Annotated in this window: 12 protein-coding genes; 6 read left to right on the top strand and 6 right to left on the bottom strand. The window is 53.7% G+C overall.

The genetic code is table 11. The features are described 5' to 3' along the window. Window positions 1-20 precede the first annotated feature (20 nt). Genes bchL through bchF form a run of 5 tightly spaced genes read right to left on the bottom strand, consistent with a single transcriptional unit; the run spans window position 21 to window position 8,016 of the window. Complete coding sequence (gene bchL / locus ACMAY6_RS06640; protein ID WP_007234715.1) at window positions 21-938, bottom strand: ferredoxin:protochlorophyllide reductase (ATP-dependent) iron-sulfur ATP-binding protein; 918 nt, start codon at window positions 936-938, stop codon at window positions 21-23. Then, window positions 935-4,678, bottom strand: a complete 3,744-nt coding sequence (locus ACMAY6_RS06635) for a magnesium chelatase subunit H (protein WP_435215524.1) — start codon at window positions 4,676-4,678, stop codon at window positions 935-937. Before ACMAY6_RS06635 ends, bchL begins: the two co-directional genes overlap by 4 nt. Then, window positions 4,650-6,203: a ferredoxin:protochlorophyllide reductase (ATP-dependent) subunit B gene (gene bchB, locus ACMAY6_RS06630; protein ID WP_435215522.1), complete on the bottom strand. Its 1,554-nt coding sequence runs from the start codon at window positions 6,201-6,203 to the stop codon at window positions 4,650-4,652. Before bchB ends, ACMAY6_RS06635 begins: the two co-directional genes overlap by 29 nt. Beyond that, window positions 6,194-7,492 carry a ferredoxin:protochlorophyllide reductase (ATP-dependent) subunit N gene (locus ACMAY6_RS06625; RefSeq protein ID WP_435215520.1) on the bottom strand — a complete coding sequence of 433 codons (1,299 nt, stop codon included), beginning with the start codon at window positions 7,490-7,492 and terminating at the stop codon, window positions 6,194-6,196. The genes bchB and ACMAY6_RS06625 overlap by 10 nt, the downstream gene beginning before the upstream one ends. Continuing rightward, a complete protein-coding gene (gene bchF / locus ACMAY6_RS06620; protein WP_435215519.1) occupies window positions 7,489-8,016 on the bottom strand; it encodes a 2-vinyl bacteriochlorophyllide hydratase in 528 nt (175 codons plus the stop codon). The genes ACMAY6_RS06625 and bchF overlap by 4 nt, the downstream gene beginning before the upstream one ends. Before the next feature lie 241 nt (window positions 8,017-8,257). On the opposite strand from bchF, the gene ppsR reads away from it, so the two are divergent. The 6 genes from ppsR (at window position 8,258) to ACMAY6_RS06590 (ending at window position 14,282) form a co-directional block, all read left to right on the top strand. Next, window positions 8,258-9,646: a transcriptional regulator PpsR gene (gene ppsR / locus ACMAY6_RS06615; RefSeq protein WP_435215518.1), complete on the top strand. Its 1,389-nt coding sequence runs from the start codon at window positions 8,258-8,260 to the stop codon at window positions 9,644-9,646. Between the two features lie 70 nt (window positions 9,647-9,716). Then, the gene (chlG, locus tag ACMAY6_RS06610; protein WP_435215516.1) at window positions 9,717-10,625 is read left to right on the top strand and encodes a chlorophyll synthase ChlG; all 909 of its coding nucleotides are present in this window, start codon (window positions 9,717-9,719) and stop codon (window positions 10,623-10,625) included. Beyond that, window positions 10,622-12,001 carry a BCD family MFS transporter gene (locus ACMAY6_RS06605; protein WP_435215514.1) on the top strand — a complete coding sequence of 460 codons (1,380 nt, stop codon included), beginning with the start codon at window positions 10,622-10,624 and terminating at the stop codon, window positions 11,999-12,001. The genes chlG and ACMAY6_RS06605 overlap by 4 nt, the downstream gene beginning before the upstream one ends. A gap of 15 nt (window positions 12,002-12,016) precedes the next feature. Further along, on the top strand, window positions 12,017-13,210 hold the full coding sequence (locus ACMAY6_RS06600; RefSeq protein WP_435215513.1) for a geranylgeranyl diphosphate reductase: 1,194 nt from the start codon (window positions 12,017-12,019) through the stop codon (window positions 13,208-13,210). 3 nt (window positions 13,211-13,213) lie between these two features. Beyond that, entirely contained in the window at window positions 13,214-13,528 is a 315-nt protein-coding gene (locus ACMAY6_RS06595; RefSeq protein WP_435215511.1) for a hypothetical protein, read from the top strand. 490 nt (window positions 13,529-14,018) lie between these two features. Beyond that, window positions 14,019-14,282, top strand: a complete 264-nt coding sequence (locus ACMAY6_RS06590; RefSeq protein WP_435215509.1) for a CBU_0592 family membrane protein — start codon at window positions 14,019-14,021, stop codon at window positions 14,280-14,282. A gap of 97 nt (window positions 14,283-14,379) precedes the next feature. On the opposite strand, the gene ACMAY6_RS06585 is transcribed toward ACMAY6_RS06590, so the two are convergent. After that, window positions 14,380-16,323 carry an FAD-dependent monooxygenase gene (locus ACMAY6_RS06585; protein WP_435215508.1) on the bottom strand — a complete coding sequence of 648 codons (1,944 nt, stop codon included), beginning with the start codon at window positions 16,321-16,323 and terminating at the stop codon, window positions 14,380-14,382. Window positions 16,324-16,478: the final 155 nt, after the last annotated feature.

Raw genomic sequence — 16,478 nt, 5'->3', positions numbered from 1 at the left:
GTTTAATCCACCGTCCCTAATCAATCAAATCCAAGAAAATCAAATAGCTCGCGATCTTTCATAGGCGTTACCGGAAGTGCTTCGGTACCATTCCACAACCGCTCAGCCAAATTCATATACTCGCGCTGCACAAGATCGAGGCCCTCTGCATCCCCCATCTCAAAGATCGTCGATTTCTTTAAACGACTTCGCCTGATGACATCAAGATCCGGGAAGTGTGCAAGCCGCTTCATACCAGTCGCTTCATTGAACCGATCAATCTCATCGGTGGCTGAGCTTCGATTGGCAATAACACCACCTAGCCTCACGCCATAATTTTTTGCTTTTGCATTAATTGCTGTAGCAATACGATTCATGGCAAAGATGGAATCAAAGTCATTTGCGGTCACGACTACGGCACGCTCTGCATGCTGAAGTGGTGAGGCAAAGCCGCCACACACAACATCTCCCAAGACGTCGAAAATAACCACGTCCGCATCGTCTAGCAGATGGTGCTGCTTCAGCAATTTGACCGTTTGCCCAACGACGTAGCCACCACAACCAGTGCCCGCAGGCGGACCTCCAGCCTCGACACATTGCACACCGTTATAGCCCTCGAAGACATAATCCTCTGGGCGCAGCTCCTCAGAGTGAAACTCTACTGACTCGAGGACATCGATAACCGTGGGCATAAGTGCCTTAGTCAAAGTGAATGTCGAATCATGCTTAGGGTCACAACCTATCTGAATGACACGCTTACCCAGCTTTGAAAACGCCGCGCTCAGATTGGATGAGGTCGTGCTCTTGCCAATCCCACCTTTGCCGTAGACAGCAAATACTTTGGCTTTGTCTATTTGAATCTGCGGATCCAAGTGGACTTGAACACTGCCGTCACCATCAGGTGACTTGCCGCCAGCGTCGATAGCTTTTATGGGAATATGGTTATTACGTACATTCATGCGACCGCCTCAGGTGATATTCCTTCCATCCAATCTTCCAAATCCTCACCCGCTTCGCGCAATGCGCTTAGAGAAGCTTCGTCAGGATCCCAATATTGACGCTCATGCGCCTCGAGTAATCTGTTAGCAACGCGTGACGCGGCCTTAGGATTGAGCAGCGCGAGCCGTTGACGCATGTCGGCATCAAGAATGAAGGTCTCCGACAGCTGCTGATATACCCAGGGGGCAACTTGCCCCGTTGTGGCAGACCAACCCATGGTGTTTGTCACGTGGGTCTCGATTGCACGAACTCCCTCGTAACCATGGTCGAGCATTGATTCATACCATTTGGGGTTCAGTACCCGGGTGCGAGTCTCTAACGCCACCTGCTCAGCCAAAGTTCTAATCTTTTCATTGCCAGTGGTGTGATCAGCAATATAAACAGGGACGCTGTCACTTCCGGTTCGCCGAATAGCCCGACTGATACCGCCCAACGTGTCGAAGTAGTGATCGACCGTAGTAACACCGATTTCTACCGAATCTAGGTTTTGGTACGCAAGATCTACCCGCGAAAGCATCTCTGTTAGCAGCTCAGTATTTTGAGACACGGCGCCATGACGGCCGTAGGCATGACCCTTTCGCGCCGTAAAGGTCTCGGCTAATTCGTCTTCATTCTCCCAGGCGCCGCTATCAATTAGCATATTGACGTTAGACCCATAAGTACCCTCGGCGTTACTGAAGACTCGAAGCGCTGCGGTTTCGAGATCACAGTCATGCTCTGCCTGATAGGCCAATGCGTTAGCGCGAATTGCATTTTTCGTGATGGGCTCATCCGCCACCGCTGCGAGATAGGCCGCCTCGGCTAGCAGCCTTGTTTGTAACGGTAAAAGATCTCGGAAAATCCCTGAAAGCGTCATCACAACATCAATTCGCGGACGGCCTAATGTCTCGAGATCAATAAGCTCAGCACCACAAACACGACCGTAGCTATCTAACCGCGGTTGGGCTCCCATCAATGCCAAAGCCTGAGCAATAGCAATGCCCTCAGACTTGAGGTTGTCCGTGCCCCACAAAACCAGCGCGATTGATGTTGGCACTTCGTCGCTGTCATGTTGGTGCCGTTCCAGCAGTTGCCGCGCTTGCCGATCGCCCTCTTTTACCGCGTACTGACTTGGCAAACGAAAAGGATCAAAGCCATGTAAATTTCGCCCGGTAGGAAGCATATCCGGGGAGCGTAGAAGGTCGCCACCACCTACGGGTGGAATGAATCGCCCATCTAGCGCCCTGAGAAGTGCAGGCATTTCAGTGTCTTGCCCCAAAGCAGTTTTGGCCGATACCAATAATTCAAGGTAAGCGACCCGCTCTGCTTCTGGGTGGGCGGCGAGCTCTGGAAACGCGGTGAGCTCTGCAAGGTCTGCATCATCAAGCAACCGGTTTAGAAGCGTTTCACTGGGTTTGAATTGCCCTTGCGCCGCTGCGATGGACTGCAGCAGAGACAACCGATCCTCCCGCGACATGACTTCACCAACGACATGCAATCCGTAAGGGATGAGCGAATCTTCAATCTCGTTAAGCTGGGCGCGCAAATCCTCGATCGCGGCTTCTACATCTTGGTCCCAGTTGACTAAATTTAGGTCGCAGGTCTCTGCCTGTTCTCGAATGAGTCTTATCAGTTCAGCGAGTGTGTCGGCATCTTGATCCCGATCCCGTCGGCGCCATCGATCAATGGAGTCCCCCAGAGTTTTCAACTCTTGATAAAGATCCGCATTGGCCACCGGGGGCGTTAAATAACTTACTAAGGTCGCCGCAGATCGGCGCTTAGCAATCAAACCCTCTGATGGGTTGTTCGAGGCATAGAGGTAAAAATTGGGCAGGGAGCCAATCAGGCGATCTGGCCAGCAATTAGCCGATAAACCCACCTGCTTACCCGGCATAAATTCCAATGCGCCATGGGTACCAAAGTGCAGCACAGCGTCGGCCTGCCAGGTTTCTCGCAAATACCTGTAAAAAGCCGCGAAAGCGTGGGTCGGCGCGTGCCCTCCTTCAAACAGGAGGCGCATTGGATCGCCTTCATAGCCCATGGGCGGCTGCACTGTTACTAGCACATTGCCAAATTCCTCACCCAGAACAAACAGAGATCGGCCGTCGGTCAATTGCTTACCCGGTGCCGGCCCCCACTGTGATTCAATCTCATCCAACCAAGGCTCGTTGCGGACATGATCATCAACACTTATCGTCGCGCAAACATTGGCATCGGTACCTCGCTGCGCCGCGTTACCGATTAAGATCCGGTCCCTAAGTGCGTCAACCGAATCGGGCAAGTCTACCTGGTAGCCATCTGCCTTTAGGGCTCTTAGCGTGTTGAAGAGCGACTCAAACACTGCCAAATGTGCCGCAGTTCCAGTGCCCCCGGAGTTCGGCGGAAAATTAAAGAGCACCACGGCGACTTTGCGGTCACGCTGCTCTCGCCGCCGCAATTTCACGAGACAACTGACACGGTCAGCCAACATGCCAATGCGTTCATCATGCGCCTGCATGGCATTGGGCATCTCTGAAGATTGGTCGCTGCGGCCACCGAAAACCATTGGACCTGTTGCACCATCAAGCTCTGGGATAGAAACCATCATGGTTGCTTCAATCGGCATGAGACCTAAAGCGGAATCCGACCACGTTTCAAGGCTCTGAAACTCAAGAGCCTGTACTGCCAAATAAGGCACATCGAGCGTCTTAAGCAACTCCTGCGCCGCATCGGTGTCGTTGTAGGCTGGGCCTCCGACCAGAGAGAACCCTGTTAACGAAACAACCGCATCAACGATTGGGGCTTCGTTCTCCATGAAAAATCGGTGCACGGCGGGACGAGCATCTAAGCCGCTTGCAAAAGCTGGGATAACGCGCAGACCGCGCTCCTCTAACGCCCTAATCACTGCGTCGTAATGGCTACTGTTCCCCGCCAAGGCGTAAGACCGCATGAGTAATAAGCCCACCGTTCCCACTGGGCTTTTACTGGATGGCACCTTCCGGGGTAACGCTGCTAGGTCACCACTGATTCCCGATTTAATTGTGGGGTGATAAACACCAACTTCCGGGTAATCAATGGGGGCACCGGGCTCGGGTAGCTTACGCAGCTCCTCTCTAGGGCCGGCAGCATAACGACGCACCACCAGCTGAATCATCCGCGAGAGATTCTCTTCGGATCCCGCTAACCAGTACTGCAAAATCAAAAAGTAAATGCGCAGGTCTTGAGCCGTGCCTGGAATAAAACGCAAAATTCGGGGCAACCGACGCAATACCGACAACTGCTGTGCACCCACATTTTTTGGCTTGCCACCCGTCGTACTTTTTCCGCGCAGTCGCTTTAATAACGACATTGCGCCACCCTGCTCACCGTCCATGGAGAATCGGCCCATTCGAGTGAGCTTCATCACCTCACCAGCAGACATGCAGCAGATCATTGCGTCGCAATGATCACGCCGTGCCGTCAAGGCATCAATAACCCCAGCGATATGGGGCTCCATGAACATCATTGTGGCAATAATAATATCGCCCTGAGCAATATCGGCCTTACAAGCCTCAAGCTTCTCTGGCCGCGCCTCCCAGTCAGCAGCGGCATGAATCGCTAACTGCAGGCCTGGCATAACGCCCTTTAACTTTATAAAAGCTGACTCTAGAGCCGCACTGACATGGTTATCCAGCGTGAGTAGCACCACGCGGATTGAGACGTCCATGCCCACTTCAGCGGCTGTAGTGTGCTTTCGCTTCATACAAGGTCTCAATGTCGATTGCGGTCAATCCGCGCTCTTCAGCGTAACGTTCCGTATTGCGCTTGGCCTTGCCACGCACAAAGAACGGAATTTTCTTGAGCTCTTTCTCGGCACCGTCTTCCCAATGCACTCCCACTATGGGAACAACATTATTATCTTCAACCGCCATCAGCGTGCCTTCGCCGTGGCTCAAATGTGAAGGCGCTGCATGATCATTGAATTCGAAATCATCTCGAAACATGTGTAGGAGGTGCTCTTCCAAACCCATAATTAATGGGTGCACCCAGGTATCAAATAAGACATTCGCGCCCTCAACCCCCATTTGGGGTGAGAACCTTGCAGGGTAGTCCTGCACATGGGCGGGGGTCGAAATAACAGCGCATCCTATGCCCAAGCGCTTGGCAATATGACGCTCCATCTGAGTGCCTAGCACCAATTCAGGTCTGAGTTCGCTGACCGCCTGCTCGACAACCATGTGATCGTCGGTGATAAGCGCGTCAAGACCCAGCTCTTTAGCCATCGCACGAACTTCTCGTGCCATTTCACGAGAGTAAGTACCCAAGCCAACAACCTCAAAACCCATTTCTTGCTGTGCCACACGTGCACAAGTCATCGCATGCATGCCGTCACCAAAAACAAAGACTCGCTTACCAGTCAGATAAGTCGAATCAACGGAACGGCTGTACCAAGGCAGCCGGCAATCAGCTACCGCTTCCGCGCTGATGTCGACTTGCAACACGCCTGCCAGCTCAGCGAGAAAATCCTGAGTGGCGCCAAAGCCGAGGGGCACAGTGCGAATAACAGGCTGCCCAAAATTCCGCTCGAGCCAGGTGCAGGTCGTTAGTGCAACCTCGGGGTATAAACAAACGTTAGCATCAGCTTCTGGTATGCGACTGATATCGTTGATGTCAGCATCCAAGGGCGCAACCACATTGACCCCGATACCCACGGACTGCAAAAGCCGCTGGATTTCTTGAATATCGTCGCGGCAACGAAAGCCTAACTTGGTGGGTCCCAATAAATTTACAGTGCGACGCCGATTACTTGAACCCTGATCCGCGGGTTTTTCTTCAGAGTTCCGCTGTGCAGACAGTACCGCACGAACAAGATGATAGAACGTCTCACTAGCGCCCCAATTTTCCTTCCGGGAATAGGCTGCCATTTCCAAAGGCACCACTGGCACTGGCAGACCCGCGGTTTCAGCGAGAGTGCCGGGCTGATCTTGTAACAACTCAGCGGTGCAGGAATCAGCAACCAACAGGAGGCTAGGTTTGTGATGGTCATAAGCAGCTTGCAGAGTATTCAAGAATTTCTCAGCGGTGCTAGCACCGAGATCACGAGCCTGAAATGTTGTGTAGGTCACCGGCGGCCGCTTGCCGTCGCGCTCGATCATTGTGAACAACAAATCAGCGTAAGTGTCACCTTGAGGTGCATGGAGCACCAAGTGTACGCCACGCATAGAGGCCGCGACTCGTATGGCGCCGACATGTGGGGGGCCCTCATAGGTCCAAAGTGTCAGCTCCACGATCCCACCTCCAATGCCCTCTCTCGGCGCAATGGCCTTGCGAATAACTCCGCTAGATCCCCCGCCTGCTCAAAGCCCTGTATCGGCGTAAAAAGAAGCTCAATGGACCACTTTGTTCTGAGACCCTCGGCCTCGAGGGGGTTGGCTATACCGAGCCCGCAAACCGTTAAATCGGGCTTTGCAGCTCGCACGCGGTCAAGGGCTGGATCAAGGTCTTGCCCTTCAACCCAATCCACTCCAGAAGGCAGTAATGGCACCTCTTCCGCCATAACTCTTGCATCAAAATAAGGCGTTCCCACCTCCTTTGGCGTCATGCCGCACTCACGGGCCAAAAAGCGCGCCAAAGGAATTTCCAGCTGAGAGTCTGGCAGCATACTGAATGACTTCCCGGACAATTCAGTGCGGTATTTTCCCAACGCCGCCCTAGCTCGCTGCAGAGGGGGCTGCAATACCTCTGCTTGCTTTTCCTCAGCCACCCCATATGCGTTAGCCGCTGCGCGGAACCATGCTTCACTGCCCTCTGCCCCCAAGGGAAAGGGCGCTGGCAGCAGCGTCGCTCCACGAGACTCTAATGCCCGCAGCGTCTCACCCAAGAAGGGCTGTGCAAGCAACATTTTGGTGTTCTTGCCAACAGCTGGTAAATCCGTCGACTGACTGCCTGGGAAAAAATCGACCTGACCGATTCCCAACTGGGTAAATAAGCGTCGAAACTGATCCTCCACAATGTCAGGGACCGTTCCCACCACCAGCAACCGGTCCTCGGCTGTGGTGTCAGTGGGTAAGTCAGACGCCAAGCTGGCCAAACAGTTGTCTTCCCCCTGAGTGAAAGTCGTCTCGATACCAGAACCTGAAAACGAAACGAATCGAACCTGACCCTCGTACACCCGGCCCAAACGGCCTGCTGCGTTATCGAGGTCTAGTTTAATCACTTCCGAGGGGCAGGAGCCGACCAGAAAAATACTCTTCAGTTCAGGTCGACGAGCGAGCACCTGAGCCACAACTCTATCGAGTTCATCGTGACAATCTGCCATACCCGCCAGATCGCGATCTCCTAAAACAGCAGTCCCAAATCTCGGCTCAGCAAAAATCATGACGCCAGCGGCGGACTGAATTAGGTGTGCACAGGTCCTTGAGCCAACCACCAGAAAGAATGCATCCTGAATTTTTCGGTGCAGCCAAATTATTGAGGTCAAACCGCAAAAAACGGCACGCTGGCCCCGCTCCTGAACTGGCTGGAACCGTTCCGGTACAACCTCAGAATCAGAAACTGCAATCACCTCAGCAGTCATCTAGACACCTCTACAGCAAACTCTGAACCCAACTCAGCATCACCTCGCGTTGACCCTACCCTCGCAGCGCGTAGCTTCAACAAAAACTGAGCGGCATTGACGATGTACACCGAGTAGGCCGCGATCGCCAGCCACATTTGCTCACGAGGCGCCTGCAAGTCGAACAACCAAGACACCACATAGGCAACGTGTAAAAAAATGACCAGCATGCTGACCACGTCTTCCCAAAAAAAAGCGGGGGCAAACAGGTAGCGTCCGAAAACAACCTTCTCCCAAATGGCTCCGGTGACCATAATGGTGAGTAGAAACAACGTTTTGATGAGTATTGAAATCACGGCCGCTGAATAGCCCGTGCCGTTCGCCAGAAAATTAATGACAAACACCAGACTCAGCGCGAAAGCAAGGAACTGCAGCGGCGCCAAAACCCCCTGAACCATCGTCCAAATGGTCGAATCTCTTCTTAAACGCTGCTCCGGGGTGTAAAGATCGGAGCCCCTCTTTGGGGGTTTTCTCGGTTCACCCACGATGACCTCCAGCGCGATGTGCGCTCCACGGGTACTTTTAACGAAGATTATCCCTCCCTCTTGCAAGGTGTCAACTTGTTATTACATGCATGACAGGCTAAAAAAAATGACGTTTTGGGGGTAATAGGGGCTAAATAAGAGAAATATGTCCATTATGGGTGCGTTTTCTCGCCGGCTAGTGTAAACCTCGGTTCAATTTAGATGGGACCTAGCGCAAAATAGCGCAAAGACCATTCGACGAATGCCCACAAAGGATCAGGTGTTGCTTAAAGAACTCGACCCCGCCGCTGTCGCCTCAGTACTGGAAGCGGTAGCAGACGTACAATTACAGCTGGACGCAGAAGGCTTTTGCCTTGATGTCGCTGTCACCAATGCCGAGCTGACTGACCTCATGAGGATTCCTTGGCGTGGGCGTAGCTGGCATGAGCTCTGTATCGAAGAGCACGCCGAACGCGCAAAGAATGCATTAACTGCCGCCACTCGCACACCCAACACACCCAATCGGGTCGACCTCAACATTCGTGCGACTGAGACAAATGATGAGCTACCCATGAGTTTCAGGCTTATTCAACCTCGCGACGGCAAGGGCGTTATTGCCGTCGGCCGTGATCTGAGGGTTGTAAGCGATCTTCGGCAGCAGGTTCTCAACGCCCAGCACGCTATGGAGCAAGACTATTGGGCACTGCGCCAAATGGAAAATCGCTATCGCCGCCTGCTAGAGCTCACAAGCGACGGAATTCTCGTTGTTGATGAAGGTACTGGCAGGGTCTTAGAGGCTAACTCGCAGGCCAACGCGATGCTAAATACAGAAGGTCAGAGCATCATCGGGCGCCCGCTACCGCTTAACTCGGTCGAGATTCAGTCACTCTTAGATGCCGCGCGGGAAACAGGCGCTACCAGCTTGCGACGTATAGTGCTGCCCAATGTCCCCCACGGCAGCGATGTCTTGGTAAGTTTTCAACGTCAGGGACCTGAGTCTCGCTATTTGATCAGGCTCTCTAGCACCGGTGAAGACAGCAACTTGCAGGATATGCACCTAGCAGACACTTTCCAGCTGGCTCCCGACGCTATTGTTCAGGTCGATAGCGAAGGTCGCATCGAATACGTGAATTCTATCTTTCTCGAGTGGATCAGCGTACCAGCCCCGGATCAAGTCATGGGAAGGACTCTCGATACTTGGGTGGGGCGAACAACCGTCGACCTTTCCGTGATGCTCAGCAATCTTAAGCAAGGGCGCCCAATAAAGCTTTATGCCTCTGTGCTCAAGAATAGCGTGGGGACCACATCAGAGATCGAAATCTCTGCCGCAACAGTTCAACGGGGCGAAAACCCAAAGATTGTGTTCTTTATCAGAGACATAAGCCGGCGCCTAACGACAGATCATCCACTCACAGAGCGACTTCCGCGATCCATCGAACAAATTACCGAGCGCGTGGGTCGCCACCCCTTGAAAGAGCTGGTTCGCGAATCCACCGAAGTCATTGAGGCACTCTGTATTGAGGCTGCGTTGAAACTCACTCGGGATAATCGCGCCTCAGCCGCCGAAATCTTGGGCCTGAGTCGACAAAGCCTCTACACCAAGTTACGGCGTTATGGCATAGGGGATTCAGCTTCTGACCCCGCGGAATGACTATTTTTATTTACGTATGATATGTAAATAACATTTGACGTTGGTTGGAGGGCCTGTTTACCCTCCAACTATGCAAAGAGCTCCCTCTTTTGAAGTTCGTACTCATCGCCCTCAGGCGAGCGCCCTGCTTGAATTACTCAAACCCATCACTTGGTTCCCCCCCATGTGGGCGTTTCTTTGCGGGGCGGTGTCAAGCGGCTCGGGCTTGCTGGAAAATCCTGTGCTACTTATTGCCGGCATCCTGCTCGCGGGCCCAATGGTTTGTGGCGCCAGTCAAATCGTCAACGACTGGTTTGATCGCGAAGTGGACGCCATCAATGAACCCCAACGCGCGATACCCTCAGGCAGAGTGCCGGGTAATTGGGGACTGATTTTTGCAGTTGTATGGACCGCTCTAGCCGGCGCTTGGGGCGCCGCCCTTGGCTTTTGGGTGGGTATTGCAACTCTGGTCGGTCTCACCCTCGCTTGGATGTACAGTGCCCCACCCTTTCGATTAAAGCGCAATGGCTGGTGGGGTGCCGCTGCTGTCGGCCTAAGTTATGAGGGCTTGGCGTGGCTGACAGGGGCGGCAGTTTTTCTGGGAGGTATGCTCCCAGCTTGGCAGGTACTTGCAGTTGCAGGCCTGTACAGTTTAGGCGCACACGGCATTATGACCCTCAATGACTTCAAATCTGTCGCGGGCGACCGTGCGTTGGGTCTGCGCTCGCTGCCCGCAGTTTATGGGCTCCGCAAGGCGGCCATTATCGCCTGCTGGTTTATGGCGGTACCTCAATTTTTCGTGGTTGCCCTACTCGTCAACGAAGCCGCTCACTGGCAAGCAGCCGTAGTTGCGCTGCTGATTGCTGGGCAACTCATCGCCATGTCTAAGCTGGTTAAAAACCCTGAAGAGTTGGCGCCGTGGTACAACGGTACCGGTGTGATGGCCTATGTAAGCGGCATGATGGTCACTGCAACTGCACTCTCGGGTCTTGCGTCATGACAGGTCTGCAAAATCTCACCTGGCTGGGTATTGCGCGCCTTGGGCTTATTCAGACGTCACTGGGTGCCATCATCGTACTCACGACATCTACTTTAAATCGCGTGATGGTTGTGGAAATGGCCTTACCCGCCATGCTGCCCGGCTTTCTGGTCGCGGTGCATCACTTTGTTCAGCTTGCCCGTCCACGCATTGGCTATGGCTCGGACATCGGAGGGCGTCGCACACCCTGGATTTTAGGTGGGATGGCGCTCCTCGCCACTAGCGGTGTTATCGCAGCTTTTGGCACTGTACTAATGGCTAGCAGCGTCATCACCGGCTCAATAGTCTCGTTTATTGGCTTTTTTGGCATTGGTTTAGGCTCAGGAGCAACCGGTACCTCGCTGCTAGTGCTCTTGGCCAAGGTCGTTGCACCCGAGCGAAAACCCGCCGCTGCAACTCTGGTGTGGTTTATGATGATCGCGGGATTCGCCGTCACAGCAGGGGTTGCTGGCCATTTTCTGGATCCTTTTTCCCCCAGTCGCCTGCTAAGTGTAACTGCGACCGTGTCGGTACTCGCGATGACGGTTACCGTGCTGGCCATACGCAACGTTGAACCCACCTCCTACACCGTACAACCCGCAGCGGCTGCAGAAAAACCTGCGTTCAGCGAAGCGCTCAAGAAAATTTGGCAGGAGCGGCAGGCTCGCCAGTTCACTTTGTTTGTGTTTGTCTCAATGCTGGCGTACTCCTTTCAGGACCTGATACTTGAGCCTTACGCGGGGCTGGTTTTTGGCTTATCACCGGGGGCCTCAACTCAGCTAGCAGGCACTCAACATGCGGGGGTTCTGGTGGGCATGATCGCCGTTGCTGCGAGCGGCTCGCTGTTCAGTAAGCACGGCGTACGCCTGCTTCGCGCCTGGACCGTTGGCGGCTGTATTGCATCTGGGATGGTACTGCTGACACTCGCGAGCGGCGGACTCCACCCCGAGACCTGGCATCTCTCTGGCAACGTATTTCTCCTCGGGTTTGCCAACGGCGCATTCGCGGTGGCAGCGATTGCGACCATGATGACCTTAGCAAGCGCCGGACAATCGGGCCGTGAAGGTTTGCGTATGGGGCTCTGGGGAGCCGCGCAAGCTATCGCATTTGCCCTAGGCGGCTTTTTAGGCACCGTCGCTGTTGATGTGTGTCAAATTTGGATTGAAGTGCCTGCACATGCTTACGGACTGGTATTTAGCTTCGAGGCTCTCATGTTCCTCGTAGCTGCTTGGCTGGGCCTGGGTATTGGCAAAAACGAACAACAAAACGAACAACAAAACGAACAACAAAACGAAGAAAAATCAGCTCCAAGCTTTGGAGAAATCGCCATGCAAGAAGTGATGGCGGGTCGCAACTAACGGGGGACTCGAATCGTGTCCAATACAGATTATGACGTGGTAATTATCGGCGGCGGTCCATCGGGTGCAAGCGCCGCCGAGCACCTAGCAAAACAAAACTACCGGGTGCTATTGCTTGAACGCGCTTTTCGAATCAAGCCTTGTGGCGGTGCCATTCCACCCTGCTTGATCGATGAATTTGAAATTCCCGAAGAGCTATTAGTCGCCAGAATCCGGTCAGCTCGAATGATATCGCCCACAGAAAAAAAGGTGGATATGCCGGTCGGTGAAACCTTTGTTGGCATGGTTGATCGCGATGTCTTTGACCCTTGGCTGCGAGAGCGCGCCGTTTCAGCCGGAGCGGAACTGCGTATCGGTGCCTTCAAGGCGCTGCACTATGATGAAGAAGGTGTTTTGCATATCGACTTTCAAAGCAAAGAAGCCGGTCTCGAGAACATCAGTGTGACTAGCCGCAGCGTGATCGGTGCTGATGGTGCGCGGTCAAACGTGGCTCGACAGGCGATTCCCTGTAGCAAGAACGCACGGTGGGTGCTGGCTTACCACGAAATCGTGGAGGCCCCAGCTGCCAATGATGAGCTTTACGACGGTGATCGCTGCGATGTTTGGTATCAGGGCGAATTATCACCCGACTTTTATGCTTGGGTATTCCCCCATGGAAGGCATGCCAGCATTGGTGTCGGCAGTGAGACTGATGGCTTCTCTGCGCGAAATGCGGTGGCAACTCTCAGAGCCAAAACAGGGTTAGACAGCTGTCAAACAGTTCGCCGAGAAGGTGCCCCTATACCCATGAAGCCCCTAAAAAGGTGGGACGATGGCAGAGGCGTGTTGCTCTCTGGCGATGCCGCTGGAGTCGTTGCGCCGGCATCCGGTGAAGGGATTTATTACGCCATGCTTTGTGGCAAGCTTGCCGCACAAACCATGGATGAGTTTTTACAGGTGGGCGATGCCCGAATCCTTGGCAAGGCACGCCGCCAGTTTATGAAGCTGCACGGAAAAACGTTCTGGGCACTGGGTCTACTGCAACGTATTTGGTACCGATCGGACAAACGTCGTGAGAAGTTTGTGAGCATGTGTCAGGACAAAGATGTCCAAGAGCTAACTTGGCAGGCCTACACCCAAAAACAGCTGGTCAAGCGACGCAAAACTGCGCACCTACGGGTTGCCCTAAAAGATATTGGAAACCTAATAGGTCTTACGCGAGCTTCCTAGGCGATGGCAGCTTTGCTCGTATCGTGGATGGAGTCTTCGTTGATATCCGGAAGGCTTCTCGACGCCATCCTCTGCCTGATCGTCATTGAGGGCATCGTCATCATCGTTGCCCATCGTTACAACTCGGCTTGTCCTAGCCCCCGAACGCTAATTCCCAATCTCGTGTCTGGGGCCGCTCTGATGCTAGGCATTCGCCTCGCCTTATCACAGGCCGAGTGGTACTGGTTAACGCTGTGTTTAAGCGTCTCACTGCTCGCCCATCTAACTGATCTCGTCCTGCGATACCACCCACCAGGACGCACCTCCAGTCAGAGTTAGGGGCGTCTTATTACCCTCAAGACAGGCTAACGACATCAATATCAAGGTCTCTGGCCGTTGTAGAGGCCCAGTCAGGATCATCGTTTGCATTGAGCACCAAGAGACCTTCGAATTAAACTCGGCCGCCAAAACGATTAGGCGCTGATCACCTCTTAGCTACGGCCAATGACATCGTCGGTGTCGACTGAGACGTTGCCGCTTTTTACTGGCAATGGCTCAAGCTCAGCCACACGCAATCAGCAAGGGGGCCACTGAATACTTCGTTGGTGTCGCGTTGCTCGCCTGAGATTTTGCATGTTGCAAAAAAAATGATCTGCGGGCCTTGCAGTGAAGGCACTGACCCCAGGTTCTAACCACAAATATTGTGCGAGCCCGCATGAAACGCTCAGGTTCCATGACCATTTTCTGGACGATTAATCGCTCTCGACACCCCCTTTAGACTACTTATACTGAGGCACCCTTTTTATCGGCTCACATTGGATTATTGCCTATGCATGACAACATCATTGACGCCATCGGCATGCTCGGCACAATCATGGTCATACTGGCCTATTACCTGCTGCAGCTCGAACGAATCGACCCTAAAAGCCTTGGCTACAACGTCATGAATTTGGTGGGCGCGGTTTTTCTTTTTGTCAGTCTATGCTTCAACTTTAATCTTGCCAGCGTGGTGATTGAGGTGTTCTGGATAGGGGCTTCAATAATCGGCCTATGGAAATACTGGCGCCGAAACGTTGCGAGCGCGACTCAGTAGGCTCTATCGCCGCACAAGCCGCACATAGCGTTTAGTGGGATGCGCCCAAAATCACATTACAATTTTAATTTTTGGTGACTTTACGCCGCCGACAAATTCAATTGCAGTCGGTTGCCAGCAGAAATTCGTCAAAGAAAGCCGCGAGCTCGGCATGGGCAGTGAGCGGTAGAATTGTGGCAATGTGCTGGTCCGGGCGCACCACCACCATGCAGCCTCGGGAACGGTCTATGCCGCGCAGATCGAACACATCATTGTTCTTCTCACCGTAGAACACCTTCTCATAGTCCCTAAGGCCATATTTTCCTCCGGGAGGCCACAGAAAGTCGGGGATGTTCTCAATGGCAAGATCTTGTTGCTGGAAGACACCGTACACATCGATCACTGAATCGATATCGGCATCTTGAGCAGTGTATCGAACTACGGGCGATGCGGGATCGTTCGCCAAAAACTCGATGAGCTGGCCGGAATCGGAAGCCGCGTCACAGGGATTATGGGTGCTGCCGAAGATAAAAATGCGCCAACGGCCATCCGCCTTTACCAAATGTCCTAAGTGTTGCTGACGACCATCGGCCACGCGAAGGGCAATGGCGGAGTGGAACCGCTGGCCAATATTGAAGCCAGCTGCCAGCTCCTGATTTTCTTGTCCTGTGCAGATGTACGACGGGTAATAGCCGATGGCGGTTCCGGCGATGAAGCCGTTTTGCCGAGCCATGAATGCCTCGATATCGGTGGTATCGGTTTTGCGTTGGTCCGCCGAGAGTTGTTTCGCCGATGGCTGGGTAGCGACCAGTCTCGACAGTTGCCGGTCGGCATCGATAAGCTGTTCGGCGACCTTGCGCCGTTCGGGCGCATAGGTCTGCAACAGCTTGGGATGGCTCTTGCCTTGCAGTACCGACGCCATCTTCCAGCCTAAATTAAAAGTGTCTGGAAGCGAGGTATTCAAACCCCAGCCACCTTTGGGGCTGTGGGTATGGCAGGCGTCACCGGCAAGAAAAGCGCGGGGAATCTGATTTTCCTGAGCATCCTGTGACCGGTCATCGAAACGCTCGGCCACCCGCTGACCCACCTCGTAAATCGACCACCAAGCGACCTCTTTAACGTCCACGGTATATGGGTGGTAAATCTGCTGCATCTTGGCAATGAGGTCATTCTCAGTAAGCTTGATGCTGGCAGCGCGCTCGCCCCGCTCCAGAAGGTCGAGTTCCACATACATTCTGACTAGGTAGCCGCCTTCACGGGGGATGAGCATCACCGCACCGTGATCTTTGGACTGGATGAAACTTTTGACCCGGATATCTGGGAAATCGGTCACTACCAGTACGTCCATGACGCCCCAAGCTTTGTTCGCCGAATCACCCTTGAGCTCGATACCAAGGCCCCGTCGCACGATGCTCCTAGCCCCGTCTGTGCCCACCACGAAGCGTGCCTTGATAACTTCCTGCTCACCTTGCTCCTCCGTGTCGCTGCGCTCGAAGGTTGCAGTGATGGGGTAGGCATCAAGGTCCTGAGTGAGGTTGGAATCCACGTTGAGCTTCATCAGTTTTCGGCAGTAGTGAGGCTCAAGCCCGGTGACCGAGTGCTTCATACCCTCAAGCAACAGTTCGTGCAGTCGTGCCTGATTGACTATACCGTGGGTGAATTCCGACAGACCGATTCGGGCATCGAAGATCTTGTGGCTGCGCTTGATGTTCTCAGTATTATCGCTGTCGGGCTCCCAAAAACTATTCTGGCGCAGCTGGTAGGTTTCTTTAACCACCATTTCGCTGCTATTGAACGCCTCCATGATTTCCATGGTTCGACAGGAAATACCATCGGCGCGCCCAAACAGCAACGGCCCTGGCTCGAGATCAACGATACAGGTGGAAATATCGCCGAACTCGGCCATCTGCCGTGCCATGGTCAGCCCTGCGGGACCGCAACCAACAATAAGTACATCGACCTCGGTGGGCAGATCAGTTATCGGCGGATTGGGATAGGGCTTTCGAACCTCGTCGGGGATTTGGTAATTGCCGGGGTTGAAGCCATTCCGGTGGTACTGCATAGGACACTACTCTCCGCTATCCGCACTATTTGTTATTCAAGAACGCCAAGGATGTGCTGGCTGTTTTTAACCCAACGGACCGGCAAGATCACTGGGTGGATCGCTGCTCCACCTGGCGGCCTGATGCAGACGCCGCTGGGCGGCTTTTAGCCCGT

Source organism: Luminiphilus sp. nBUS_16 (genome assembly GCF_051201645.1).
In the GTDB taxonomy this organism is placed as follows: Bacteria; Pseudomonadota; Gammaproteobacteria; order Pseudomonadales; family Halieaceae; genus Luminiphilus.
Note: the sequence above shows the minus strand (reverse complement) of the source record. Positions and strands in the feature narration are given on the sequence as shown.